The sequence below is a fragment of the Mesorhizobium huakuii genome, from assembly GCF_014189455.1.
Classification (GTDB): domain Bacteria; phylum Pseudomonadota; class Alphaproteobacteria; order Rhizobiales; family Rhizobiaceae; genus Mesorhizobium; species Mesorhizobium huakuii_A.
Window position 1 is genome coordinate 5,205,151 of sequence record NZ_CP050296.1, and the last position, 25,048, is coordinate 5,230,198.

24 protein-coding genes and 4 pseudogenes are annotated in these 25,048 nt (G+C 62.7%); 17 read left to right on the plus strand and 11 right to left on the minus strand.

What is annotated here, in order from left to right:
* Nucleotides 1-99 precede the first annotated feature (99 nt).
* The 3 genes from HB778_RS25000 (at nucleotide 100) to HB778_RS25010 (ending at nucleotide 3,031) form a co-directional block, all read left to right on the plus strand.
* Nucleotides 100-1,206 (plus strand): peptidase C39 family protein, encoded by a 1,107-nt coding sequence (locus HB778_RS25000; RefSeq protein WP_095203278.1) that lies wholly within the window; start codon nucleotides 100-102, stop codon nucleotides 1,204-1,206.
* Nucleotides 1,203-2,669: a RimK family protein gene (locus HB778_RS25005; protein ID WP_095203252.1), complete on the plus strand. Its 1,467-nt coding sequence runs from the start codon at nucleotides 1,203-1,205 to the stop codon at nucleotides 2,667-2,669. Before HB778_RS25000 ends, HB778_RS25005 begins: the two co-directional genes overlap by 4 nt.
* A gap of 89 nt (nucleotides 2,670-2,758) precedes the next feature.
* Nucleotides 2,759-3,031 carry a DUF3303 domain-containing protein gene (locus HB778_RS25010; protein WP_095203253.1) on the plus strand — a complete coding sequence of 91 codons (273 nt, stop codon included), beginning with the start codon at nucleotides 2,759-2,761 and terminating at the stop codon, nucleotides 3,029-3,031.
* 18 nt (nucleotides 3,032-3,049) lie between these two features.
* On the opposite strand, the gene HB778_RS25015 is transcribed toward HB778_RS25010, so the two are convergent.
* Nucleotides 3,050-3,967 (minus strand): LysR substrate-binding domain-containing protein, encoded by a 918-nt coding sequence (locus HB778_RS25015; RefSeq protein ID WP_183457808.1) that lies wholly within the window; start codon nucleotides 3,965-3,967, stop codon nucleotides 3,050-3,052.
* 113 nt (nucleotides 3,968-4,080) lie between these two features.
* Between HB778_RS25015 and HB778_RS25020 the strand changes: the two genes are divergently transcribed.
* Nucleotides 4,081-4,971, plus strand: coding sequence for a fatty acid desaturase family protein (locus HB778_RS25020; protein WP_183457810.1), 891 nt, complete (start codon nucleotides 4,081-4,083; stop codon nucleotides 4,969-4,971).
* A 59-nt stretch (nucleotides 4,972-5,030) separates the two neighbouring features.
* Here the strand turns inward: HB778_RS25020 and HB778_RS25025 are convergent, their stop codons facing one another.
* Complete coding sequence (locus HB778_RS25025) at nucleotides 5,031-5,786, minus strand: SDR family oxidoreductase (RefSeq protein ID WP_183465216.1); 756 nt, start codon at nucleotides 5,784-5,786, stop codon at nucleotides 5,031-5,033.
* A 94-nt stretch (nucleotides 5,787-5,880) separates the two neighbouring features.
* Between HB778_RS25025 and HB778_RS25030 the strand changes: the two genes are divergently transcribed.
* The gene (locus HB778_RS25030; RefSeq protein ID WP_183457812.1) at nucleotides 5,881-6,801 is read left to right on the plus strand and encodes a LysR family transcriptional regulator; all 921 of its coding nucleotides are present in this window, start codon (nucleotides 5,881-5,883) and stop codon (nucleotides 6,799-6,801) included.
* A 23-nt stretch (nucleotides 6,802-6,824) separates the two neighbouring features.
* On the opposite strand, the gene HB778_RS25035 is transcribed toward HB778_RS25030, so the two are convergent.
* The 3 genes and pseudogenes from HB778_RS25035 to HB778_RS25045 all read right to left on the minus strand — a co-directional run bounded on the left by HB778_RS25035 (nucleotide 6,825) and on the right by HB778_RS25045 (nucleotide 10,524).
* Nucleotides 6,825-8,966 carry a putative bifunctional diguanylate cyclase/phosphodiesterase gene (locus HB778_RS25035; RefSeq protein WP_183457814.1) on the minus strand — a complete coding sequence of 714 codons (2,142 nt, stop codon included), beginning with the start codon at nucleotides 8,964-8,966 and terminating at the stop codon, nucleotides 6,825-6,827.
* Nucleotides 8,967-9,029: 63 nt separating this feature from the next.
* Nucleotides 9,030-9,667, minus strand: a pseudogene (locus tag HB778_RS25040) (hydrolase).
* Nucleotides 9,664-10,524 (minus strand): YgfZ/GcvT domain-containing protein, encoded by an 861-nt coding sequence (locus tag HB778_RS25045; RefSeq protein ID WP_183457816.1) that lies wholly within the window; start codon nucleotides 10,522-10,524, stop codon nucleotides 9,664-9,666. The pseudogene HB778_RS25040 and the gene HB778_RS25045 overlap by 4 nt, the downstream one beginning before the upstream one ends.
* A gap of 74 nt (nucleotides 10,525-10,598) precedes the next feature.
* Between HB778_RS25045 and HB778_RS25050 the strand changes: the two genes are divergently transcribed.
* Nucleotides 10,599-11,930: a dihydroorotase gene (locus HB778_RS25050; protein ID WP_183457818.1), complete on the plus strand. Its 1,332-nt coding sequence runs from the start codon at nucleotides 10,599-10,601 to the stop codon at nucleotides 11,928-11,930.
* A 34-nt stretch (nucleotides 11,931-11,964) separates the two neighbouring features.
* Here the strand turns inward: HB778_RS25050 and HB778_RS25055 are convergent, their stop codons facing one another.
* From HB778_RS25055 to HB778_RS25070, 4 genes are all read right to left on the minus strand, one after another.
* Complete coding sequence (locus tag HB778_RS25055; protein WP_183457820.1) at nucleotides 11,965-12,753, minus strand: hypothetical protein; 789 nt, start codon at nucleotides 12,751-12,753, stop codon at nucleotides 11,965-11,967.
* A gap of 71 nt (nucleotides 12,754-12,824) precedes the next feature.
* The gene (locus HB778_RS25060) at nucleotides 12,825-13,082 is read right to left on the minus strand and encodes a hypothetical protein (RefSeq protein ID WP_095203263.1); all 258 of its coding nucleotides are present in this window, start codon (nucleotides 13,080-13,082) and stop codon (nucleotides 12,825-12,827) included.
* Nucleotides 13,083-13,432: 350 nt separating this feature from the next.
* The gene (locus tag HB778_RS25065; protein WP_183457822.1) at nucleotides 13,433-13,810 is read right to left on the minus strand and encodes a TIGR02301 family protein; all 378 of its coding nucleotides are present in this window, start codon (nucleotides 13,808-13,810) and stop codon (nucleotides 13,433-13,435) included.
* 62 nt (nucleotides 13,811-13,872) lie between these two features.
* Nucleotides 13,873-14,307, minus strand: a complete 435-nt coding sequence (locus HB778_RS25070; protein ID WP_183457824.1) for an NUDIX hydrolase — start codon at nucleotides 14,305-14,307, stop codon at nucleotides 13,873-13,875.
* Between the two features lie 126 nt (nucleotides 14,308-14,433).
* On the opposite strand from HB778_RS25070, the gene HB778_RS25075 reads away from it, so the two are divergent.
* Nucleotides 14,434-15,195: an SOS response-associated peptidase gene (locus tag HB778_RS25075; protein WP_183457826.1), complete on the plus strand. Its 762-nt coding sequence runs from the start codon at nucleotides 14,434-14,436 to the stop codon at nucleotides 15,193-15,195.
* Nucleotides 15,196-15,321: 126 nt separating this feature from the next.
* Here the strand turns inward: HB778_RS25075 and HB778_RS25080 are convergent, their stop codons facing one another.
* Complete coding sequence (locus tag HB778_RS25080; RefSeq protein WP_095203266.1) at nucleotides 15,322-15,477, minus strand: hypothetical protein; 156 nt, start codon at nucleotides 15,475-15,477, stop codon at nucleotides 15,322-15,324.
* 417 nt (nucleotides 15,478-15,894) lie between these two features.
* Between HB778_RS25080 and cysS the strand changes: the two genes are divergently transcribed.
* The 7 genes and pseudogenes from cysS to rarD all read left to right on the plus strand — a co-directional run bounded on the left by cysS (nucleotide 15,895) and on the right by rarD (nucleotide 22,281).
* Nucleotides 15,895-17,328, plus strand: coding sequence for a cysteine--tRNA ligase (cysS, locus tag HB778_RS25085; RefSeq protein WP_183457828.1), 1,434 nt, complete (start codon nucleotides 15,895-15,897; stop codon nucleotides 17,326-17,328).
* Entirely contained in the window at nucleotides 17,325-17,711 is a 387-nt protein-coding gene (locus tag HB778_RS25090; RefSeq protein WP_183457830.1) for a VOC family protein, read from the plus strand. Before cysS ends, HB778_RS25090 begins: the two co-directional genes overlap by 4 nt.
* A gap of 3 nt (nucleotides 17,712-17,714) precedes the next feature.
* Nucleotides 17,715-18,206: a GFA family protein gene (locus HB778_RS25095; protein WP_183457832.1), complete on the plus strand. Its 492-nt coding sequence runs from the start codon at nucleotides 17,715-17,717 to the stop codon at nucleotides 18,204-18,206.
* Nucleotides 18,203-18,679 carry a GFA family protein gene (locus HB778_RS25100; RefSeq protein ID WP_183457834.1) on the plus strand — a complete coding sequence of 159 codons (477 nt, stop codon included), beginning with the start codon at nucleotides 18,203-18,205 and terminating at the stop codon, nucleotides 18,677-18,679. The genes HB778_RS25095 and HB778_RS25100 overlap by 4 nt, the downstream gene beginning before the upstream one ends.
* Nucleotides 18,676-19,641: a prolyl aminopeptidase gene (pip, locus tag HB778_RS25105; RefSeq protein WP_183457836.1), complete on the plus strand. Its 966-nt coding sequence runs from the start codon at nucleotides 18,676-18,678 to the stop codon at nucleotides 19,639-19,641. Before HB778_RS25100 ends, pip begins: the two co-directional genes overlap by 4 nt.
* A gap of 2 nt (nucleotides 19,642-19,643) precedes the next feature.
* A pseudogene (gene cimA, locus HB778_RS25110) lies at nucleotides 19,644-21,261 on the plus strand (citramalate synthase).
* 83 nt (nucleotides 21,262-21,344) lie between these two features.
* A pseudogene (gene rarD / locus HB778_RS25115) lies at nucleotides 21,345-22,281 on the plus strand (EamA family transporter RarD).
* Here rarD and HB778_RS25120 read toward each other — a convergent pair.
* A pseudogene (locus HB778_RS25120) lies at nucleotides 22,256-22,513 on the minus strand (CorA family divalent cation transporter); the annotation flags it as partial. The pseudogenes rarD and HB778_RS25120 sit on opposite strands and share 26 nt — an antisense overlap.
* A 58-nt stretch (nucleotides 22,514-22,571) precedes the next feature.
* On the opposite strand from HB778_RS25120, the gene tnpA reads away from it, so the two are divergent.
* From tnpA to tnpC, 3 genes are all read left to right on the plus strand, one after another.
* Nucleotides 22,572-23,009 carry an IS66-like element accessory protein TnpA gene (gene tnpA / locus HB778_RS25125; protein WP_183457837.1) on the plus strand — a complete coding sequence of 146 codons (438 nt, stop codon included), beginning with the start codon at nucleotides 22,572-22,574 and terminating at the stop codon, nucleotides 23,007-23,009.
* 50 nt (nucleotides 23,010-23,059) lie between these two features.
* The gene (gene tnpB / locus HB778_RS25130) at nucleotides 23,060-23,356 is read left to right on the plus strand and encodes an IS66 family insertion sequence element accessory protein TnpB (protein WP_210308038.1); all 297 of its coding nucleotides are present in this window, start codon (nucleotides 23,060-23,062) and stop codon (nucleotides 23,354-23,356) included.
* A gap of 72 nt (nucleotides 23,357-23,428) precedes the next feature.
* Entirely contained in the window at nucleotides 23,429-25,012 is a 1,584-nt protein-coding gene (tnpC, locus tag HB778_RS25135) for an IS66 family transposase (protein WP_183457841.1), read from the plus strand.
* The last annotated feature ends 36 nt before the right edge of the window (nucleotides 25,013-25,048 follow it).

Genomic DNA, 25,048 nt, shown 5'->3' on the forward strand with positions numbered 1-25,048 from the left:
GAGCGATAGCGCTTGATGAATACCGGCGCTTCAGCCGGTGTTTGCGACGCTTTTGACCGGGGCCGTTTCCGCAACGCAATCGAGGTTTTCTCAAGTCGCATGCCTGCCGAGATCCGCACGGCCCGCGCGTCTGACGTCGATGATCTCGCCGCCATCGAGAAAGCCGTTTTCTCGAGCGATCGCATTTCCCGTCGCTCCTTTCGCCTGTTCATTGAGCGCGAGACCGCCGAGACGCTGGTCGCCGAAGTCGATGGCCGAGTCGCCGGCTACGCGATCGTGCTGTTTCGCAAGGGCAGTGGGGTGGCGCGGCTTTACTCCATAGCCACGGGTCCATTTTTTGGCGGGCTGGGTGTCGGCCGCATGCTGCTCGCGTCGGCGGAAGACGCAGCCTTCGAACACGACCGCATGATGCTGCGCCTCGAAGTGCGTGAGGACAACAGCCGGGCCATCCGCATCTACGAGCAGGCCGGCTACCGCAAGATTGGCCGTGAGCCGGGCTACTATGAGGATGGCGAGACCGCACTTCGCTATGAGAAAACCTTGCGCGGCGACGTTCCGATCGCCACCAGGGTGCCGTTCTATCAGCAGACCTGCGAGTTCACCTGCGGCCCATGCTGCCTGATGATGGCCATGGCCAATTTCGACCGCGCCTTCGTGCCCGATCCCGTGATGGAAATCCGCCTCTGGCGCGAGGCGACGACCGTCTTCATGATGTCGGGGCCGGGCGGCTGCGAGCCGTTTGGCCTTGCTGTGTCGGGGTACGAAAGCGGGCTCGCGGCGGAGATTTTCGTTTCCTTCTACGGCGCGCTGTTCCTGCAATCGGTGCGCAGCGAGGACAAGCGCCGGGTCATGGAACTGGCCCAGGTCGACTTTCGCCGCCGCGCGGAACTATACGGCATCCCGGTGAATTACCGCTCATTCAGCATCGATGACATCCGAACCGCGATCGCTGCGGGAAAACTGGTGCTGGTGCTGATCAGCGGCTTCCTGATGTTCGGCAAGAAGGTACCGCACTGGGTGCTGGCCATAGGCGATGATGGCGATCATATTCTGATCCACGATCCCTGGGTCGAGGACGAAAGGCAGGAAACCATCCTTGATGCCGCCAACATTCCCGTGCCCTACGGCATCTTCATGAACATGGCGCAGTTCGGCCGCGACGGACTGCGTGCCGCCATAACTTTGGGGAAGCGCGACACACAATGACCTGGGTCATCCTTACCGGCCGGCAGAGCGATCTCGACCAGGTGGCGACACCGCACAAGATCATCACCAATCGCGATTATCTCGCGCATCCGTCGCTGTTCCGCGGCCAGCGGCCGAAGGTCATCAACCTGTCGAACAACTATGGCTACCAGAGCCGCGGCTACTATGCCTCGCTGCTGGCGAGTTCGCGCGGCCACAAGGTCATCCCGACCGTCGAGACGATGATCGACCTGTCGGAGCGCAAGCTCTACGAACATGCGCTGCCGGAGCTGGAACTGGCGCTCAACAAATGCCGCAAGGACCTCGGCGGCGCCTTTCCGGCCAAGGTGTGCATCTTCTTCGGCATCGGGCCGTCGAAGGTGTGGGACCGCTTCGCGAAGCTCCTGTTCGACTGGTTCCGGGCGCCGGCGCTCGAGGTCCATATCAAGGACAGCGCCGAATGGGCGTCGATCCGCAAGATCGGCTTCCATCCGCTGGCGCGCATGACCGAGGACGAAGAAAAGAGCTTCATCCAGTGCCTGGAGACCTACACCAACCGCGAATGGCGCGACACCAAGGGGCGCACGCCGGCGCGCTACACTTTCGCCACGCTGGTCGATCCGCATGAGGAATTGCCGCCGTCGGAAATCTCGTCGCTGCGCTACTGGGCCAAGATCGCCGAAAAGATGGGCGTCGAAATCGAGCCGATCACCAAAAAGGATCTCGCCAAGCTCGCGAACTACGATGCGCTGTTCATCCGCGAGACCACCTCGATCTCCAACCACACCTATCGCTTCGCCCGCCGCGCCCAGCAGGAAGGCATGCCGGTCATCGACGATCCGCTGTCGATGATCCGCTGCACCAACAAGGTCTATCTCAACGAACTGATGTCCTACAACAAGGTGCCGGTGCCGCCGACAGTGATGATCGCTGGCACCTCTGACTTCGAACTGGCGGCACAGACGCTTGGCTTCCCGCTGGTGTTGAAGATTCCGGACTCCTCCTTCTCGCGCGGGGTCAAGAAATGCGAGAACCTAGAGGAACTGACACGGCTTGCGACCGAATGGCTGGAGGATTCCGACCTCCTCATCGCCCAGAAATTCATTCCAACCGAATATGACTGGCGCGTCGGCGTGCTCGGCGGCCAGCCGCTGTTTGCCGTGCACTATCTGATGGCCAAGAAGCACTGGCAGATCGTCAACCACAAGGCCAATGGCAAGCCCGACCAGGGCGGTATCAAGACCTTCACCCTGAAGGAGACGCCGCCCCATGTCGTCGAGACCGCGGTCAAGGCGGCACGCTGCATCGGCGATGGCCTTTACGGCGTCGACCTCAAGGAGACCAAGGACGGCGTCTTCGTCATCGAGGTCAACGACAACCCCAATCTCGACCATGGCTGGGAGGATTCTGGCGAGAAGGACGAGGTCTGGGTGCGGTTGACGCAGTGGTTCCTGGAGCGGCTCGACCGGCCAGGACGACAATAGTTCAACTGGAGCCGCTCTATCTCTTTGTTTTGAAGCAATTCCTGTGGGAAAACCGCTTCACACTTTTCCTGGAATTGCTCGGGGGAAACATGCAGTTCATCGTGATCGAGGATTTCACCGACTGCGATCGCAAGGATATCTATCGCCGCTTCCGCGATCGGGGCCGCCTGAAGCCGGAGGAACTTGTCGTGCACCACAGCTGGATCGCGGCGGATATGAGCCGCTGCTTCCTGCTCGTGGAGACGGACGACGTCACGCTGCTGCAGCGCTGGGTCATCGAATGGGCTGATCTGGTCGAGTTCGAGATCATTCCCGTGGCGACGAACAAGGATATGGTGGCGGCCTTGAGCGGGCACCTCTGATCATCGCAGTCTGTGAGATCAACGCAGCGCCGGCGAGCCCACCGCGCGCTGGCATTCGTTGATCAGCCAATCGCGGAACGCTGCCACGACATCGCGCCTGGCGCTGCGCTCCGGAATGGTCAGGCAATAGGGCAGACGCAACGCGATCGCCCTGGCGGCGGGCCGGACAAGCCTGCCATCCTCCACCGCTTGCGCACAATAGACCCCTTGCGCCAGCGCCACACCCAGCCCCGAAATGGCGAGATCGAGTGCCGCACGCGACGAGTTGGCCGACAGGCCGCGTTGCGCTGCCCGGCCGGGCTGGACACCGGCAGCTTCGAACCAGTTGCGCCAGGACGGAAACGAGGCGCCGGTCGGCCCCCAGTCGGTATGGATCAGCGGCAGCCCGGCGAGCGGACCGCCATCCGCCTTGATCGCGCTGGCAAGGCCCGGCGCGCAGACGGGATAGACGGCGTCCCGGGCGATGTCCTCTGTCGGGTGCTCGCGATAGTGCGGACCGTAGGAGAGCCTGATGTCGATCAGCTCACGATCGAACGGCACCGGGTCGTCGTCACCGCGCAGAGATATGTCGGCGGCGCCATGGCCGGCGACGAAGCCGGCAAGACGCTGCGAGAGCCAGCCCATGGCCATGGATGGCGGCACAGAGACCACCAGGCGCGGGCGGAATGCATCGCCGCCCAATTCGCGCGAGACACTGCCGATTTCCTGGAAGGCCATGGTCAGCCGCGGCAGCATCTCCACGCCAGCCTCGGTGAGCACAACTCTGCGGTTGACCCGATGAAACAGCTTGCGCCCCATCTGTTCCTCGACGGTGCGGATAAGCTGGCTGACAGCTGCCGCCGAGACCGAAAGCTCCTCCGCCGCCGCGGCAAAGCTGCCCGTGCGCGCCGCGGCCTCGAAGGCCTGAAGTCCTTTCAGGGATGGAGATGTGACCATGATTCCCAAATAGATAAGGTAAGCTTATTCAAATCGCAGGAATCGTCGTTTTTGGAAAGCTTTTTCAACGATTAGAGTAGGCCTCATCAAATCGCCAGCTTGGATCGAAGCCGATGGACCATCGCGACATCATCGCGTCACTAACCCCGGAAGAGCGCAGTCGCCTGACCGCCAAGTCCGATGCTGCGGGTCTCGTGCAGCTCGGCGCCCACTGGGGTGCGATTGTGGCCCTTGGATCGCTGATTGCAGCCAAGGTACCATTCTGGCCGTTGCTGATGCTGCCGCAAGGCATCCTGATCGTGTTCCTGTTCACGCTGCTGCACGAGACGGTTCATCGCACCGCCTTCGAGACGCAGTGGTTGAACGATGCCGTGGCGCGGATCTGCAGCCTGGCGCTGGCGCTGCCGGCCGACTGGTTCCGCTATTTCCATTTCGCCCATCACCGCTTCACGCAGGACCCCGAGAACGATCCGGAGCTGGCCTTTCCCAAACCGGAAACGCTGCGGCAGTATCTCGTGCATGTTTCCGGCATCCCGCTGTGGTGGGGCCATCTCAAGACGCTCTACGCCAATGCCTTTGGCGGCAGCCAGGAAAGCTATGTGCCGCCGAAAGGCCGGCCCAAGGTGCGAGCCGAAGCGCGTGCCATGATTGCCTTCTATGCCGTCGTCTTTCTGCTCGCCGTTTATTTCCGGCTCACCGTGCTTCTCTATGTCTGGATCATTCCCGCTCTGCTCGGCCAGCCGTTTCTGCGCCTCTATCTCCTGGCCGAGCACGGCCGCTGTCCGTTCGTTGCCAACATGCTGGAGAATACAAGAACCACGCTGACCAATTGGGTGGTGCGCAAGTTGGCGTGGAACATGCCGTTCCATGCCGAGCATCATGCCTATCCCGGTGTGCCCTTTCATCAATTGCCGCAGTTTCACGCGCTGATCGAGCGGCATCTGAAGGTGGTCGAGCCCGGCTATGTCAGCTTCCACGAGAAATATCTGGAAGCGCTGCGTTGATGATGATGCGCAGTCGGCAGCCGGTCGCCCCCGCTTGAGGACGCGACCGGCGTGATGGGCTAGACCTGGGCGGTGCCGCCGTCGACGAACAGCTCGGCTCCGGTGACAAAGCTGGAATCATCAGAGGCCAGGAACACTGCCGCCTTGCCGATCTCGTTAGGGTCGCCGAGCCGCCCCATCGGCACCTGGGTAGCGAGGAAATCAAGCAAACCCTTCTGCTGTTCGGCTTCGGGTCCGGCAAGCTCGGCGAGGCCTGTCGTACGGGTCGGACCGGGGCTGAGGATGTTGACGCGGATCTGTCGCTCCTTAAGGTCGATTATCCAACTGCGGGCAAAATTGCGCAGCGCAGCCTTCGACGCGCTATAGACGCTGAACGCCGCCGCGCCGGTTGAGCCAGCGGTCGAACCGGTCAGGATTACCGAGGCACCGTCGGCCAACAGTGCGAGCGCTTTCTGCACCGTGAACAGTACCGCCTTGACGTTGCGGTCGAATGTCTCGTCGAAGTGCTGTTCGGTTATCTGGCCGAGCGGCAGCATGGAACCACCGCCGGCGTTAACCGAGAGCACATCGATACGGCCGCTTTGCGCTTTCACCTGAGCGTAGAGACGGTCGAGATCGGTGAAACTGGTCGAGTCGGCCTGGATACCGGTGGCGTTTTTGCCGATTGCCGCGACGGCCTTGTCGATCTCGGCCTGTCGCCGTCCGGTAATGTAGACATGCGCACCTTCCGCGGCGAAGCGCTTGGCAATGCCAAGGCCGATACCGCTGCTGCCGCCGGTAACCACGGCGATCTTTCCTTCGAGTTTGTTTGTCATTTTCGTCACTCCTTGTTGTGGGTGACAGAGACATATGGACAGGTCGATCCTTTCGAAATAGCAATGCTTGCAAACAATCATTGCAGAATTGCTAATGTCGAAAGCCCCGGATTTTGAAGGTTTGGCAATGTTTGCCAAGGTCGCGGAGGAGCGATCCTTTGCCGCCGCGGCACGTGTGCTTGGCCTGTCGGTGGCGACGGTGTCACGTGGCGTCAGCCGCCTGGAGGAGCGGCTTGGCGCGCGGCTTTTCAACCGGACGTCGCGCCGCCTGGCCCTCACGGATTTCGGTCATCGACTCGCCGAGCGTGCGTCTCGCCTTTACCGCGACGCGGAGGATGCCGAGAACGCGGTGCGAGAACTGTCGGCCAGTCCTCGCGGCCTTGTACGTCTGGCCGTTCCAATGTCGTTCGGGCTGAGGTGGGTGGCGCCGCTGCTTCCTGATTTCTTCAAGCTCTATCCTGACGTGTCGATCGACATGCATCTAAGCGATGCGGTCGTCGATCTGATCGGCGAGGGGTTCGATGCAGCTTTGCGGATTGCCGTGTTGCCGGATTCCTCGTTGGTTGCCCGGCGCTTGTGCAACATTGCGCCGTTCATCGTTGCGGCGCCATCCTATCTTGCCAGGCATGGCCGGCCGAGCACGCCACGCGAACTCGACGCACATCACTGTCTTGGCTACGCCTATCGGCCGCGGCAGGACGTTTGGCATTTCAGCAATGCTGCGGGCGATGAAGAGGTTGTCACACCGTCCGGACCGTTGCGGGTCACCAATTCCGACGCCCTTGTTCCGACCGTGCTGGCCGGAACTGCGATCGCCGAACTGCCGGAGTTCATTGCCAGCGAGTATCTTGCCGACGGGCGTCTGGAAGCGATCCTGACCGATTGGACTTTGCCCAGGGGCGCGCTGTATTTTGTAACGCCGTCGGCCCGCGCGCGCCCGGCCAAAGTCGAGGCCGTCGCCGGTTTCATGGCTGCCCACCTGTCAAAACCGAGCTGGCAACCGATCCATCAATAGAGGGCAGGGCGCCCTCGGACGAATCAGCCGGCGTGGCTGTGCAGCGCACGCGACTTCAGCAGGCGCTGGATGTCCGTAGCCTTCGACGGCACGCCGATCAGATAGCCTTGCGCCTCGGCACAACCATTGTCGCGCAGCATGTCAAGTTGCACCTCGGTCTCGACGCCTTCGGCAGTGACGACAATGCCAAGCTCGGTACCGAGCCCGATAATGGTGCGAACGATCGCCGCCGTGTCGCGATTGCCCATGTCGTGAATGAAGGAGCGATCGATCTTGATCTTGTCGACCGGGAAACGCCTGAGATAGCCGAGCGAGGAATAGCCGGTGCCGAAATCGTCCAGCGCGATGCGGATGCCGAGATCGCGCAGCTGGCGCAGCGTCTTCAACACGGCTTTGCTTTCGTCCATCAGCACGGTTTCGGTGATTTCCAGTTCCAGCTGTCCGGCCGGCACGCCGGAAAAGGCCAGAGCCGAGATGACGCTGCGGGCAAACCCACCGCTTTTGAGCTGCACGGCCGAGACATTGACCGCGATGCGCAAGCCCGGAGGCCAGCTTGCCGCCGCTGCGCAGGCTTTCCTCAGCGCCCACTCGCCAAGCGGCACGATCAGCCCTGTTTCTTCGGCGACCGGAATGAACGCGTCCGGCGCGACCGTGCCGCGCGCTGGCGAATGCCAACGCATCAAGGCCTCCGCGCCGATGATCTCGCCGGAAGCGATGTTCATGATGGGCTGGAAATCGAGATCGAACTCCTGGCGCGGCAGCGCCGCCTCTAGGTCGACCTCGAGCGCCCGGCGGGCCTGGACTATGGCGTCCATTGCGGGTTCGAAGAAGCGATACAGGTTGCGCCCTTCGCTCTTCGCCCGATAGAGCGCCGTATCGGCATTTTTCAGCAGCGTATCGACGTCCCTGCCGTCTTCGGGGAAAACGGCAATGCCTAGGCTGATGCCGACATGCATGTCCCGGCTCTTGTCGCGAAATGGTTTTGCGATTGCCTCGACGATGCGCTTCGCCAGTTTTTCAGCATCGGCAATGCCCCTGGAATTGAACTGCATGACGACGAACTCGTCGCCGCCGAAGCGGGCGACGATGTCTGTTTCATTGCGCACACAACGCTGCAGCCTCTCGGCCACGCTCTTCAACAGCCAGTCGCCGGCAGGATGTCCCCAGGTGTCGTTGATCGCCTTGAAGCGGTCGAGATCGAGCGAGAAGATCGCCAACGGTGTGGCCGCCGCCTCCTCCAGCGCAAGGTCGAGCCGTTCGCGGAACATCGAGCGGTTGGGCAGTCCGGTCAGCGTGTCATGATGTGCAAGATGGATCATGCGCTCTTCGGTGCGGCGACGTTCGGTGACGTCGTCGAAAGTCACCACCCAGCCACCGCCGCTCATCGGCTGGCGTGTGACCAGAACCGTCCTGCCGTCGGTAAGATAGCGATAGGCCGAATGCGGTTTTGCCGCCAACAGGCAGGCTTCGGTCTTGGCGACCTCGCTGTCGACGTCGATCTGCTGATAGATGCCGAGTTCCAGCAATTTTTCGAGCGCGTCGCGGTGCGTCGTTCCGAGCGGAAAGTCCGCCGCGGTGACGTTATAGAGCTCCAGAAAACGCCGGTTGCGCACGATCATCTTGCCGTCGGCGTCGTACATCAGCAGGCCTTGCGACATGTTGGCGAGTGCGGCGTCGAAACGGCGATGCTGCTCCTTGAGATCCTGCTCGGCGCGCCGCTGTTCGGTGATGTCCTCGTAGATCGAGACCCAGCCGCCCAGGGCCAGCGGGCGATGCGAGATGTTGATGATGCGACCATCCGACAGCGTCTCTTCGTAGGTCGAGGGCTTCGCCTGGTCGATATAGGGTTTGCGGATGGCATAGAGTTCTTCGGCGCTTTGCGAGGCGATGCCGATGTCGACGCTGTGCCGCAGGATGTCGAGGAAGCGGATGCCCGGTCGTACCAGCTTGGCGTCGAGGCAGAAGATGTTGAGGTAGTTGCCGTTGCAGATGATCATGCGCTCGTCGGCGTCGAACATGCACAGGCCATGCGACATGTTCTCGACAGCGGCTGAAAAGCGTTCGTTCTGGTCGCGCAGTTCGTCTTCCATACGTCGCGGGCGCTCCACGCCTTCGGGCGCCCGCTCGGGGACGATCGAACCATCCTTGACATCCACGACGGGCATGAGGCGCGCCTGCGGTGTGATCGAACACCACACTGTTGCCGTTTCCGGTTAATTTAGCGTTCTCTACCCTACCGCCGACGTCGCAACTGGGTGCCGCGACTTCTCGATCGCCGAAAATCGCTTCAGGAATGCGTTCTGCGCCCAGGTTACCGAGCGTGGCGTGAAGTCGAAGCGCTCGGCGGAAAAACCGCGCGGACGGCCGAAGAATTCGGTCGCCTCTGCGGTTGAGAAGCCGGCAAGCAGAGTCGCCTCGAAATAGGCGGCGATCTGGTCGGCGCGCTTGATGTCCCTGCGCAGCGCCGCGCCGGTTCGGCAGGCAGCGAAAAGCGCAGATGGATGGCGCGCTGCAGGCGCAACTCGCAGTCCTTGTAGCTGCCGCCCATCACCGACTTGAACGGTGAGATCATGTCGCCGATGACATATTCAGGCGCATCGTGCAGCAGAGCCGCGAGCCGATCGGTGGCCGAAGCCTGTGGCACCAGATCGTTGAACAGCGACTCGACCAGCAGCGAATGCTGGGCGACCGAGAACGCATGCTCGCCGCTGGTCTGGCCGTTCCAGCGGGCAACGCGGGCGAGCCCATGGGCAATATCCGAAATCTCGATGTCGAGCGGCGAGGGGTCGAGCAGGTCGAGCCGGCGGCCGGACAGCATGCGCTGCCAGGCGCGTGGCGGCGCACCGGTGCGGTCTGCCGCCATCAGGCTTCCTCCGCGCTGACGGTTTCCTGCGGAAAGCTGAATTTGGCCCAGGCGGGAATGGCCACCGTCACCGGCACATCACCGGCCAGGATCGGCTGGCCGGCGTCCAGCGCCGCCTTGACTCTATCGATGCGGGCAATGGCAAGCCCGGTTGTGCCGGCACTCGAGCCGAGCGTGCCGACCGCCCGTCCCTCGACGGTGAGTTCGGTGCCGGAAGCCGGCAGGGGAAGCTCGGCTCGGACGATCAGCACACGCCGCCGCGCCGTGCCACGATGCTGCATGCGCGAGACCACTTCCTGGCCGACATAGCAGCCCTTCCTGAAGCCGACGCCGCCGGTCTCGTCGAGAAGCACGTCATGCGGGAAGGCGTCGCCCAACGCGTAGTCGGCGCCGCTTTGAGCAATACCGTGCGCGATGCGGAAGGCCTGCCATGCGGCGATGTCGCCTGCGTCCGCAGTGTCGGCATAGGTTCGCGTGACGCTTTCATCGCGAAAGCGCCTGTCGGCAAGCGCGGTTGAATCATTCTCTGAGGCGATTGACTCTTTTCCCCACGCAACAGTGACAAGCGCCTGTTCCGACTTGGCAATCTCGACCTTGGCGCGAAGCTTGTAGAGCGTCAGCCGGCGAATGAAATCATCTGAAATGTCGGCCCGGCATTCCAACCGGAAGGCATTTTCACCGGCGCGCGAGATCAGGAAGTCGAACAGGATCTTGCCTTGCGGCGTCAACAGCGCGCCGGGCTTGGCTTCGCCGGCGCCGAGCGTATCGAGATCGGTGGTCAGGATGTTTTGCAGAAAGTGCTCGGCATCCGGGCCGGAGACGGAAATGAGCGCGCGGTCTTTCAGCAGGGCAAAGGGCATGGGGAGGATAAAAGCCTGATCTTGCAAAACGGTTGGCCATTACGTAAGCCGCTGACACTCCCCCGCAAGAGAGCATGGCCATGACCTACGACCTCATCCTGACAGGCGGCACAGTGGTCAACCATGACGGCGAGGGGCCACGTGACATCGGCGTGAAGAGTGGGCGCATCGCCGCAATAGGCGATCTCCGCCAGGCCTCGGCCGGCGAGGTGATAGACTGCCGCGGTCTGCACATCCTGCCGGGCGTCATCGACAGCCAGGTGCATTTTCGCGAGCCGGGCCCGGAGCACAAGGAAGATTTGGAAACGGGCTCGCGGGCGGCGGTGCTTGGCGGCGTCACCGCCGTGTTCGAGATGCCCAACACCAATCCATTGACCACCAGCGAGGCAACGCTGGCCGACAAGGTTCGGCGCGGCACCGGCCGCATGCATTGCGATTTCGCGTTCTGGGTCGGCGGCACCCGCGACAACGCCGGGGATGTCGGCGAGCTCGAGCGGTTGCCGGGTGCGGCGGGAATAAAGGTTTTCATGGGCTCGTCCACCGGCGACCTGCTGGTCGAAGATGACGAAGGCGTCGCCTCGATCCTGCGAAACACCCGCCGCCGTGCCGCCTTTCATTCCGAGGATGAGTTCCGTCTGCGCGAGCGCCTTGGCGAACGCATCGAGGGCGACCCGTCATCGCATCCGGTCTGGCGCGACGAGATCGCCGCCTTGCGCTGCACCGAACGCCTGGTGCGCATCGCGCGCGACGCTCGCGCCCGTATCCATGTTCTGCACATCTCGACCGCCGAGGAAATCCTGTTCCTCGAACAGCACAAGGATGTCGCGACCTGCGAGGCGACACCCCACCACCTGACGCTGAGCGCCGACGATTATCTCAGGCTCGGCACGTTGATCCAGATGAACCCGCCGGTGCGCGCCTCCCGCCACCGCGACGGCGTCTGGCACGGCATCGCGCAAGGCATTGTCGACGTGCTCGGCTCCGATCACGCACCGCACACGCTGGCCGAAAAGGCAAAACCCTATCCGGCCTCGCCCTCGGGTATGACCGGGGTACAGACGCTGGTGCCCATCATGCTCGACCACGTCAACGCCGGCCGGCTGACCCTGCAGCGTTTCGTCGATCTCTCCAGCCACGGCCCGCAGCGTATCTTCGGTATGGCCAGAAAAGGCCGCATCGCCGCCGGCTACGACGCCGATTTCACCATCGTCAACATGAAGCGGCGCGAAACCATCACCAATGCGCAGGCCGGCTCGAAGGCCGGCTGGACGCCCTATGACGGCAAGCAGGTCATCGGTTGGCCAATCGGCACCATCATTCGCGGCCGGCGCGTGATGTGGGAAGGCGAGATCGTCACTCCGGGCCAGGGCAGGGCAGTGGAGTTTTCCGAGGCTTTGTCGGCTTAGCCTTCCTTACTCTCCCTTGCGGAGGTAAGCCCGCTCAATCTCCCGCGACGAAAAATGTCCACTGCCCGGCGGGCGTGATGCCGACGCGATAGAAAATATAGGCGCCGAACTGCTTCATGTCGTCGAAATCGCCTGCGGTGACGATCTTGAACAGTTCGACCCGCTGCTTGGCGTCGAGCTTGTCCAGCGGCAGCGCGAAGAAATACGGCCAGACATAGAGTTCCTGCGGTGTTCCGGCGTCGACATGGACATAGCCGGCGCTGAGCACTTCCTCCAGGATGGCCAGGATCTCCTGGCCGTCAGGGTCGCCGGACAGCCCTTTGAGGAAGGCGATGGCGTCGCCGTCGATGTCGGCCAGCGACAGCTGGGTCATGCTGTCGCCCTTGCCGATCAAGGGCCGGAGCTTTTCGATGTCGCCGCTCTTGCAGGCTTCGATGATCAAATCATGCATGCGCCGCACGGGCTCGGGCAGCTTGCTGAGATCGTAGACCACCTCGGGCAAGGGCGCTTCGGGATCGACTCGCGGCCTGTTGGTGCCGCCATCGGATGGGCTCTCGGGCTCCGCGGCGTCCGGAGCGGTCGGCTGCTGGCCGGTCGAAGGCGGCGTTCCCGCCGGGTCAGGCATGGGAATCGCGCCGCCGGGCGAAATGTCGTCATTCGTCGACGGTGTGACAGGCGAGGGAAGCTCTTCGCGCTGGATCTCGCTCAGCGCATAGGCCGGGCTGCTTGCCAGGCACGTCACAAAGGCAATCGTGGCACAGCAAGTGGCGAGGCGGATGTAGAGGACCAGGCCCTTCGGCCCGCCTGACATCGGAAAATTCACTGCCCGTATCTCCTTGGCTCCCGGGCATGATGCCCAAACGGCACTCGATCGTCAAAGAACCGGATATCGGTTCAGTGCCGCAGCCGCTCGGGTTCGAAGGCGCCAGCAATCACCTTTTCACGCATGCGGTCGAGCAGGGCAAGGGCCGATGTCTCGCCGTTGGCGCGCAGCATTTCACCGAATGCGGTCTCAAGCGCCGCCTCGGCAATGATCTCGGGCTCGATGCCGGCCGAAAGGCCTTCCGCCCAGGCTTCGCTGTGGCTCTCCACCGCCGTCAGGCGCTTCTCTTCCCTGACCAGCGCGTCGATGTCGTTGGCAGCTTGTTCCATAAGCGATGTCCACCCTTTCAAGCGGCGATCCATCCGTGCGGATCAGGCTTGATCTGTTCCGTTACACGCAGCCTCAAGTAAGTATCTGTAAATACGACATTTTTTTGATCGTCTTTTACAGAGGCGGCTGCATTTGGCGAAGCTGCGTTTCAACCCGGATCAAACTTAGCCGATTAGACCGGCCTGCGGGGCGAAAACCTTCAGTTTGAGTTAATTTCGCATTCGCGCGGTAACGTTTGATTAACGCTGTTGCAGAAGCGCAACATCAGGATTGCACCAAGACACAGACCGGTACAAGCCGGATTTGATCGACATGGCCAGCGACGGGCCGGATATCTGTTGACGGATGCCTAGTTTCCGTAGCGCGAGGCGATATCGCGCGACAGCGTCTCGCCTTCCTTCATGTAGCGGCTGATGGCTTCGGTGGCCGAAGCAGTGCACTGCGTATAGGTGCCACCGAAGGAACGATAGCCGCGATTGAAGCTGGCGATGAAGCCGGCGCGACGCTCCGGGTCCGGATTTTCCGAATCGAGCAGTTTTTCCATCTCGCCACGCCATTGGTCGCCCTTCTCGCCGCACAGATTGCGCAGGAAATGCAGCGAGCCCAGAACCTCCGCCAGCCGCATCAGCCCCGGCTCGAACGGCGACTCGGCACTGAACGCCGGCCGCACGGCCACGGCCGTGCTGACGGCAAGGCATAAAGCGACAAGAAAAGGAGCGCGGCTCATAAGTCTATGTGGCCAAACAATTTGTCGCCTGCAAGGCGTTTCCGGCGCGGCGGTTGAGGAATTCAGCGGCTTTCAGGGGAACCAGCAGATCGGCCAAGCAGACCTTCCGCCACCGCGAACACTGGACCGGCAAGCGGCAACGCCGCCATCTCGCGCAGCGTGTAGAAGGCGGCTGTCTCGGCATCGTCGCTGGCCACGGCCTCGCCGCCAATATAGGCAGCGCCGAAGACCGTGAGGCGGTAGTCGACTGGATGTAAGTCGTCCCTGCCGTCGATATGGATTTCCCTAAGCGGGCGGAAACCGGTGGCACGTAAGCCGGTCTCTTCCAGCAACTCGCGCCGTACCGCATCCTCCAGTGTTTCGCCGGCCTCGACCTTGCCGCCCGGAAAAGCATACAGCCCCTGTGAGGGCTGCCGCGCTCGCTTGACCAGCAGCACGGTGTCACCACGCACGACGGCCACCGAGACGGCCGGAAGTGTCTTGCGCTGTTCGTTCATGGTGTCCGATCGGGCTTGATGGCGGGTCTGTTGTGGACCGCCCAGCATGAGGAAGCTTTAGCGGTTGCGCAACGCCGCTTCCATCGCCACCTTCAACCCGAACCATTCGAAGGGCATCAATCGACAATGTGCGGACGTTTTGCCTTGACCGCGACGCCGGACCAGACCGCTGCCTTTCTGGGCTTGGCCGAGCTTGAGGATTTCCCGGCACGCTACAACATCGCGCCGACCCAGCCGGTGCTGATGGCCACCGCCGGCGCGCCGCGCGCGCCGGGCTCCAATCTGCCGGACCGGCAGCCGATGCTGGTGCGCTGGGGGCTCATTCCCGCTTGGGTCAAGGACACAAGGGAGTTTCCGCTGCTGTTCAATGCGCGCTCGGAAGGCGCAATCGAAAAGGCTTCGTTCAAGGCTGCCATGCGCCATCGCCGTGCATTGGTGCCGGCATCGGGCTTCTACGAATGGCGGCAGACTGGGGGCAAGAAGGGGCAACCCTATTGGATCCGGCCCAGGCATGGCGGGCTGGTCGCCTATGCCGGCCTGATCGAGACCTATGCCGAACCGGGCGGTTCGGAAATGGACACCGGCGCCATCCTGACGGTCAACGCCAATGCCGACATCGCCCATATCCACGACCGGATGCCGGTGGTGATCGATCCCAGGGATTTCGCCCGTTGGCTGGATTGCCGCACGCTCGAGCCGCGCGATGTCGCCGACCTGTTGCGGCCGGCGCAACTCGATTTCTTCGAGGCTATCCCCGTCTCCGACCTCGTCAACAAGGTCGCCAACACCGGCCCGGAGATTCAGGCGAGGGGCGAGATCGGGCCGGAGCCCGAGAAGGCCAGGCGCCAGAAGCCTGGCGCGGACGACAGTCAGATGACGTTGTTTTAGAGCATGATCCCGAAAAGTGGCCCCCGGTTTTCGGGAAAGATCATGCTCAAACGAAGGATTGGATACTGTTCGAGGCGTATATGAGCGCCTCATATCCGGCGCCTTTGGCGCCGGTCGCGCACCGCTTCAGGCTGCGCGGGGCGATACGATCTTCGGTGCCGGCTTCTTCTTCTTGGCGGTGTGAAGAAGGGCAGCGACAATCGCGGCCGGGCCGATCGCGCGATAGTGGCTGGCCAGCGCCGGTTGCTTGGCGCGGGTGGCTTCTTGCTTGCTTCGAGGCATGTTTCTCTTCCCAGGTAACGTTTTCGTGTTCGCGTTTGACCGTTGAATCGGACCAAATCGTGACGCTTGGTGATCTAGCCGGCGAATGTTTCATGACTGTGCCGACATGTTTAATAAAATGTTTCACTGCCTGATTCCGCGTGATCGGGCGACGCGTTTGCCAACCTTTACGGCGTTTTTCTCGGAAGCAGCGACTTGACGGCAACACTGGTCGAGGCGATAAAGCCGCGCATGAAAACGTCTTTCGCCATTTGTGGCATTTGCATTATTGGCTAGCCTCGCGCTGGTCCGGACGTTTTCGCCTCATCTTTCCCCAGATTGGACAAACGCCCCGGCCAGCAGGCTGGAGTCTGATTTGCGCATCGGCGCGCGGCTGGCTCCATCCAGATAAAAAGTTCTGAAACGGGAAGGCATGGAATGTCCGACGCATCGCAGGGCCTGCGCCTCTACAACACGCTGACGCGCACGAAAGAGAATTTCGTTCCGATCGATGCGCTCAACGTGCGCATGTATGTCTGCGGCCCGACCGTCTACGACTTCGCCCATATCGGCAATGCCAGGCCGGTCATCGTCTTCGACGTGCTGTTTCGCCTGCTGCGCCATCTCTATGGGCAGGAACATGTCACCTATGTGCGCAACATCACCGACGTCGACGACAAGATCAACGCGCGTGCGCTGCGCGATTTCGGCGGCGAAATCTCCGCCGGAAAGCTGTCGCTCAACGAAGCCATCCGGCGGGTGACCGAAAAGACCGCCGACCAGTTCCACAGGGACGTCGCCACGCTCGGCTGCCTGGAGCCAACTGTGGAGCCGCGCGCCACCGAATTCGTCGAGCCCCGCGCCGACGGCAAGGCCGACATGATCACCTTGATTCAAAGCCTGATCCAACGCGGCCATGCCTATGTCGCCGCAGGCGAAGTTCTGTTCGACACCGCATCGATGCCGGACTACGGCCAACTGTCGAAGCGCAATCTCGACGAGCAGCAGGCCGGCGCCCGCATTGCCGTCGACGCGCACAAGAAGAACCCCGGCGATTTCGTGCTGTGGAAGCTGTCTTCGCCGGAAGAGCCGGGCTGGAATTCGCCATGGGGCAGGGGCCGGCCGGGCTGGCACATCGAATGCTCGGCCATGTCGGCGGCCTATCTCGGCGAGGTTTTCGACATCCACGGCGGCGGCCTCGACCTGATCTTCCCGCATCATGAGAACGAGATCGCCCAGTCGCGCTGCGCCCACGGCACATCAGTCATGGCCAATGTCTGGATGCACAACGGCTTCCTGCAGGTCGAGGGGCAGAAGATGTCCAAGAGCCTCGGCAATTTCTACTCGATCCATGAGCTGCTTGAGACCGAGACCTTCGGCGGCCGCAGCTGGCCGGGCGAGGTTCTGCGGCTGGCGATGCTGATGACGCACTATCGCGAGCCGATCGACTTTTCCGTGCGCAAGCTGGAGGAGGCGGAGAACACGCTGCGCAAATGGAAACGCGCGGCGGATCTGGCGTCGACGGTCGGGCAGCTGCCGGCACAGGTGGTCGATGCCTTGTCGGACGATCTCGCCACCTATGCCGCCTTCCAGATTTTGACGCAACTGGCCAGCGAGGCAGCGGAAGGCAACGAAGCCGCCGCTGCGCTGAAGGCGTCGCTGCTGTTCCTCGGCTTTGATGTCGCCTCGGCAAAGGTGGATGAGGACAAGGTCGCCGAGGCAATCGCCAAGCGCCTCGCTCTCATCGCCGCCAAGAACTGGGCCGAAGCCGACCGCATCCGCGACGAGCTTCTAGCGCAAGGTGTACAATTGAAGGACGGCAAGGATCCGGCCACCGGCGAACGCATCACCACCTGGGAGGTAAAAAGATGATCGACCATCTCGGCATCGACGTCGCCGATTTCGACGCTTCGAAGGCTTTCTACGACAAGGCGATGGCGCCGCTGGGCGCTTCTCTGCTCTACATGGTGCCGCTGGAATATACCGGTGGCGCCAAGGTCGGTGGCTACGGCCGCGATCGGCCGGTGTTCTGGCTGCAGGAAGGCAAGGACAAGCCCAAGGCCCATCAGCATGTCGCCTTCACCGCGCGCAGCCGCGCCGAAGTCGACGCCTTCCATGCGGCGGCCCTTGCTGCCGGCGGCAAGGACAATGGCGGACCGGGTCTGCGCCCGCACTATCATCCGAACTATTACGGCGCCTTCATCTTCGATCCCGACGGCAACAATGTCGAGGCCGTCTGCCATGATCCGGAGTGAGCCATGAGCCTCGACAACCGGCCGGTCTACTCAGGCGGCTGCCAGTGCGGCGCGGTGCGCTTCCGCGTCGAGGGCACGCTTGGCGACGCGTCGGTCTGCCACTGCCGGATGTGCCAGAAGGCAAGCGGCAATTTCTACCTGCCGCTGGTCTCGGTGCGTGACGCCAAGGTCGACTGGACACGCGGCGAGCCCAAGCGTTTCCGTTCCTCCAATGCCGCCTGGCGCGGCTTCTGCGCCGAATGTGGCACGCCGCTGACCTTCGAGGCGCCCGACGGCATGGCGCTGGCGATCGCCGCTTTCGACGATCCGGCTGGTATCGCGCCGACCATTCAATGGGGTACGGAGGCAAAACTGCCTTATGTCGACACCATTCCGCAACTGCCGGGCGAGGACACGATGGCGGATATGGGGTCGGCTCCCTATCTCGCCGAGCTTGTCTCCTACCAGCATCCCGATCACGACACCGACCAATGGCCGCCGGAGGAAAGACCATGACCGAGACTGTCCGAACCGGCGGCTGCCAGTGCGGCGCCGTGCGCTTCCGCATCAAGGGGGCGCTCGGGCGCCCGTCCATCTGCCATTGCCGCATGTGCCAGAAGCAGTTCGGCTCGTTCTTCGGCGCGCTGGTGACGGTGCCCAAGGACGGTGTCGAATGGACCCATGAGGAGCCGAGCTATTTCCAGTCGTCGGTCAACATCGATCGTGGCTTCTGCGCCCGCTGCGGCACGCCGCTGACCTACCGCCAGCCCGGCGGGCTCGAGATCGCCATCGGCGCCTTCGACGACCGCTCGGATCTGGCGCCGCAAATCCAGGTCAACTATGCGGCCCGGCTGCCCTGGGTGGAAACTATTTTCGACCAGCCGGTCCACCAGGATCCCGACTATTACGCCAGGCAGGAGCAGATCATCTCCTTCCAGCATCCCGATCACGAAACGGCCAACTGGCCGCAACAGGGCCTGAAACTATGACCGTTCACAGCACTTCCTTGCGTACCCTCTATCCCGAGATCGAACCGTTCGACTCAGGCATGCTCGATGTCGGCGACGGCCACACGGTCTATTGGGAGCGTTCCGGCACCAAGGGCGCCAAGCCGGCCGTGTTCCTGCATGGCGGGCCGGGCGGCACCATCTCGCCAAAACATCGACGGCTGTTCGATCCAAAGCTCTATGACGTCATCCTGTTCGATCAGCGCGGCTGCGGAAAATCGACGCCGAATGCCTCGCTGGAGGCCAACACCACCTGGCATCTCGTCGCCGACATCGAGCGCCTGCGCGCAATGGCCGGCTTCGATAAATGGCTGGTGTTCGGCGGCTCCTGGGGCTCGACGCTGGCGCTCGCCTATGCCGAGACGCATCCCGATCGCGTCAGCGAGCTGGTGGTGCGCGGCATCTACACGCTGACCCGTGCCGAACTCGAATGGTACTATCAGTTTGGCGTCTCGGAAATGTTCCCCGACAAGTGGGAGCGTTTCGTGGCGCCGATCCCCGAGGCCGAGCGCGGCGACATGATGGCCGCTTACCGCAAGCGGCTGGTCGGGTCCGACCGCAAGGCGCAGCTGGAAGCAGCCCGCGCCTGGAGCCTGTGGGAGGGCGAAACCATCACGCTGCTGCCCGAACCAGAAACCAGCGGCAGGTTTGGCGAGGACGACTATGCCGTCGCCTTCGCTCGCATCGAGAACCATTATTTCGTCCATGCCGGCTGGCTGGAGGAGGGACAGCTTCTGCGCGATGCCTGGAAGCTCAAGGACATTCCCGGCACCATCGTCCATGGCCGCTACGACATGCCGTGTCCGGCGCGCTACGCCTGGGCGCTACACAAGGCCTGGCCGAAGGCCGATTTCCATCTGATCGAGGGCGCCGGCCATGCCTATTCGGAGCCCGGCATCCTCGACCGGCTGATCCGCGCGACGGACAAATTTGCAGGCAAATGACCATGACCCGCGAGCGCCTCTATCTCTTCGACACCACACTGCGCGATGGCCAGCAGACGCCAGGCATCGACTTTTCGGTCGAGGACAAGATCGCGATTGCAAAACTGCTCGACGAATTCGGCATGGACTATGTCGAAGGCGGCTATCCCGGCGCCAATCCGACCGACACGGCGTTCTTTCAGCAGAAACGCACGGCACGCGCCAAATTCGTCGCCTTCGGCATGACCAAGCGGGCGGGGGTGTCGGCGTCCAACGATCCCGGCCTTTCGTCGCTTGTACAGTCGAAATCGGACGCCATCTGCTTCGTCGCCAAGAGTTGGGACTACCATGTCCGCGTGGCGCTCGGCTGCACCAACGAGGAGAATCTGGAGTCGATCAAGACTTCGGTCGAAACCGCTGCCGCCGCCGGCAAGGAAGCGATGGTCGATTGCGAGCATTTCTTCGACGGCTTCAAGGCCAATCCGGACTATGCGTTGGCCTGCGCGAAGGCGGCATACGAGGCCGGCGCGCGCTGGGTGGTGTTGTGCGACACCAATGGCGGAACGCAGCCATCGGAGGTGCGTACCATCGTCGGAAAAGTCATCTCCTCAGGCATACCCGGCGATCATCTGGGCATCCATGCCCATGACGACACTGGCCAGGCGGTTGCCAATTCGCTGGCCGCGGTCGAGGCCGGCGTGCGGCAGATCCAGGGCACGCTGAACGGCATCGGCGAGCGCTGCGGCAATGCCAATTTGATCTCGATCATCCCGACACTGGCGCTGAAGCCGGCTTTCGCGGATCGCTTCGAGACCGGCATTTCGGCCGAGGCGCTGACCGGCATTTCGCGTCTGTCGCGTGCCTTCGACGAGTTGCTGAACCGTGCCCCGGAAGCACAGGCGCCCTATGTCGGCGCCTCGGCTTTCGCCACCAAGGCCGGCATCCATGCATCGGCGCTGGCCAAGGAACCGGCGACCTATGAGCATGTGCCCCCCGGAATCCGTCGGCAATCGCCGCCGCGTCATGGTTTCCGACCAGGGCGGCAAGGCCAATTTCCTCGCCGAGCTGAAGCGGCGCGGCATCGAGGTGCCCAGGGACCATCACCGGCTCGATGCGCTGATCGCGGTCGTCAAGGAGCGCGAGGCCGAGGGCTATGCCTATGAGGGCGCCGACGCGTCCTTCGAGCTGCTCGCCCGCAAGATGCTGCACGGCCTGCCGGAATTCTTTAACGTCACCTCGTTCCGCTGCATGGTCGAGCGCCGCTTCGACGCCAATGGCAATCTGAAGACCGTCTCCGAGGCCATCGTGAAGGTCGAGGTCGACGGTGAGGAGAAGATGTCAGTTGCGGAAGGCCATGGTCCGGTCAACGCGCTCGACATCGCGCTGCGCAAGGATCTCGGCAAGTACCAGAGCGAGATCGTCGACCTCGAGCTCGCCGACTTCAAGGTGCGTATCCTCAATGGCGGCACCGAGGCCATCACCCGGGTTCTGATCGAATCGCATGACGGCACTGGCGCGCGCTGGTGGACCGTCGGCGTGTCGGAGAACATCATCGACGCTTCCTTCCAGGCATTGATGGATTCGATCATCTACAAGCTGATGAAGAACCGCGAAATGGCTGGCTTGGTTGCCGCCGAATAAGGTTGAACCATCAGCGAAAGTCCATTGATCCATCAGAACTTTGTGATGGTCTTGCCAAGTTTACTGGGCCATAGCGTCGGGCCATGGTCACTGAAGCAATTACCCTGGACGCAGAGTCTAGAGCCCGTCGCGGCTTCCTGCTGGCGTTGGGCGCCTATCTCTTGTGGGGTTTGCTGCCCTTTTACATGAAGGCGGTGGCGCATCTGCCGCTTGCCGAGGTCATTGCCCACCGTATCGTCTGGTCCGTGCCGATCGCCGGGGCGGTTTTGGTCTGGGCCGGCCGCACGGCGGACTTCAAGGCGGCAATTCGCTCGCCGCGCACCATCGGCATGGCGGCGCTGACGGCGGCACTGATCTCGGTCAACTGGGGCATCTATGTCTGGGCGATCGCGGTCGACCGCACCGTCGAGACCGCGCTTGGCTATTACATCAACCCGCTGGTCAGCGTTGTCGTCGGCGCGCTGCTGCTTGGCGAGCGGCTCGGCCGGTTGCAGATCGCGGCGGTGGTGCTGGCAACGGTCGCCGTCACGGTGCTGACAATCGAGGGCGGCAAGCTGCCCTGGGTGTCGCTGGCGCTGGCGTTTTCCTTCGCCGCCTACGGCTTCTTCCGCAAGACGCTGCCGATCGGCCCGAGCCAGGGCTTTCTGCTCGAAGTGCTTTTGCTGTCCGTGCCGGCTCTCGGCTACATCGTCTACCTGATCGCGACCGGGCAGGACCACATCGTCTCCAGCACCGGCACCGACACGGCGCTGCTGATCGGCTGCGGTCCGGTCACATCGGTGCCGCTGCTTCTGTTTGCGTTCGGTGCCAAGCTTTTTGCGCCTCTCCACCATCGGCATCATGCAATACATCGCGCCGACCATGGTGTTCCTGATCGCGGTGCTGATCTTCGACGAGCCGTTCGGCACGGCACAGGCCATTGCCTTTGCCCTGATCTGGACGGCGCTGGCGATGTATTCCTGGTCGATGCTGGTTACGGCCCGCCGAGCCGCCGCTACAACCCGCGGCCGAGCCGCCTGACGAACAGGTAGGTGGCCAAAGCGATAACCACCGACACAGCCGTCACCACCCAGAAGCCCGCTGGCGTATCAACCAGTGGCAGCCCTCCGACATTCATGCCGAACAGACCCGAGATGATGGTCATCGGCAGCAGCACTGCGGTCATGACGGAGAGAACATAGAGGAGCTGGTTCGACTGCATGGTCAGCTTGGCCATCAGCTCGTCCTGCAACAACCTTGTGCGCGCTTGCAACGTAAGCGATGCGCCAAGGCACCTTGCAATAGGCCGATGAACATGGAGGTTTCGGGCCATGACATTGGAACATGCAAGCGGCGATACGGTCGCCGAGTTAAGCGGCGCCGCGGCGTCCGAAGATCTTACAACGGTGCCCGGGCGCGTGCGGCAACGAAGGCTGTGGAGTTGCACGGAGAAGCGCGCGTTGGTCGACCTGGCGAGCGCGGCGGGGTCGTCGGTGACCGAGGTCGCGGAAGCGTTCGGCGTAGCTCCGTCACAGCTCTATGCGTGGCGCAAGCAGATGGCCGGCGGGGAACTCGATGCCGATCAGGCGATGGCGACCTTCGCGCGCATCGACGTGAGCGATCTGCCGGATGTCGAACGCCCCGTCGCCGATTGCCCGGACCCGGCCGGCAGGATCGTCGTGGCCTTTCCGAACGGCGCGCGATTGCGGATCGACGGGACCGTCGATCCGACAGCGCTACGTATCGTCCTGGCGGAGTTGACCAGTTGATCACAGTGGTGCCGACCGACCGGATTTACCTTTGTTGCGGTGAGACCGATATGCGCCGCGGGATCAACAGCCTGGCACGCATGGTGCAGCAGGTGCTCGCGCTCGACCCGCATACCGGCGCGATCTTCTGCTTCCGTGGACGCAAGGGTCATATCATCAAGATTCTGGCGCATGACGACCAGGGGTTCTGCCTTTTTACAAAACGGCTTTCCGAGGGTTGTTTTGCCTGGCCGACGACCAAGGATCAGGTGACTGTGTCGCTTACCAAGGCAGAGCTTTCGCTGCTTCTGGAGGGGATCGATTGGCGCCGGCCGAGCAAGACCTATCGGCCGCGTTTGGCTGGCTGATTTTGCTCGTTTCTTATTGATTTTGTGTCGATTTTGCTTCCGTGACGAGGGTCTTTCGGGTATGTAATTTGGGTGTCGGAACAAGCTCCCTCAACCGCTGATTTCTTCGCTCGGATCGCCCTTCTGGAGGCGGCCGTTTCTGCCCGTGACATCGCCATTGCCGAACGGGATGAGCAGCTGCGAAGAGAGCGCGCCGAGGCCGCACTTCGCATCCAGCGCCTGCAGCTGCGGATCGATCGCTTCAACCGCAAGGCCTTCGGCCGCTCCTCCGAGAAGCTGGGCCAGATGCGGCTCGAACTCGAAGATCTCGAGACCGATTTCGCCGCCAGCGTGCCCGATATCGAGCTGCCCATCGTTGCTGACACCGACAAGGTCCGGGTGTTGCCGGTGCGTAAGCTCAACCCGAACCTGCCGCGCAAGCGGGCCGTTCGCGAGCCGTCTTGCGCATGTTGCCCGGGCTGCGGCGGCGATCTGCGCGCCATGGGCGAAGATAGCGAGGAGATGCTCGATCTGGTCGCCCAGGCCTGGCAGGTGATGGAGACCATTCGACCCAAGTACAGCTGCCGGACCTGCGATAAAATCATCCAGGCGCCGGCGCCAGCCAAGGCCATTGCACGCGGTAAGCTCAGCTATGCCGCGCTCGCCCATATCATGATGGCGAAGTGGGGTTATCATCTGCCCTTCTACCGTCTGGCCCAGATGATGGCCGCCAAGGGCGTCGATATCGAGCGATCCACGCTTTCGCGCAGCGCCGGCTACGCCGCCGCTTTGCTCGATCCGATCTACAACCGCATCCGTGAGATCGGCCGTACCCGCACCAAGATTCATACCGACGACACGCGGCTTCCGATCCTGGCGCCCGGCAACGGCAAGACCCACAAGGGCGCGCTCTGGGTTTACGTCGCCGACGACCGCAATTCGGGTTCGCAGGAGCCGCCGATCGCCTGGTATCGCGCCACCATGGGCCGCGCCGGCGAGAGCGTAATGACCGAGCTCGCCGGATTTGCCGGCACGCTCCAGGCCGACGGTTTCAGCGGCTATAACCAGCTCTACAAGGGCGGCGCCATTCGAGAAGCTGCCTGCCTGGCCCATCTGCGTCGCAAGATATTCGACGTTCACGACAGCCAGCCGACCGAGCTCAGCACGACGGCGATGGCCGGTATCCAGGCGATCTACCGGATCGAGGAAGAGATACGGGGGCTCCCGCCCGCCGAGCGATTGGCCGCACGACGAAGTCGGACCCGACCACTGGTCCGCGCGCTGCGACGACAGCTCATGCGCCAGGGCAAGGGTTTGTCGCGCCATGCCGATATCGCGAAGGCCTTCGCCTATGGCACCAACCGATGGCGCGCGTTCAATCGCTTCCTCTACGATGGCCAGCTCGAGCCCGACAACCTGATCGCGGAGCGGGCGATTCGTGGATTTACAGTCGGCAGGCGCAACTGGCTTTTCTCGGGCAGCTTCGCCGCGGCAGAGCGGTCAGCGGTCGTGCTCAGCATCATTGAGACCTGCAAGCTCTGCGGCGTCGATGCCGAAGCCTACATGGCCGATGTCACCGAGCGCATCCAGAACGACTGGCCAGCCTCGCGATGGGATGAGCTGATGCCGTGGAATTGGGTGCGCCGCCAAGCGATGCCGCTCTCCTTGGCGGCATGAGCGCAATCGATGACATGGCGCTGTCGGACGAGGCGC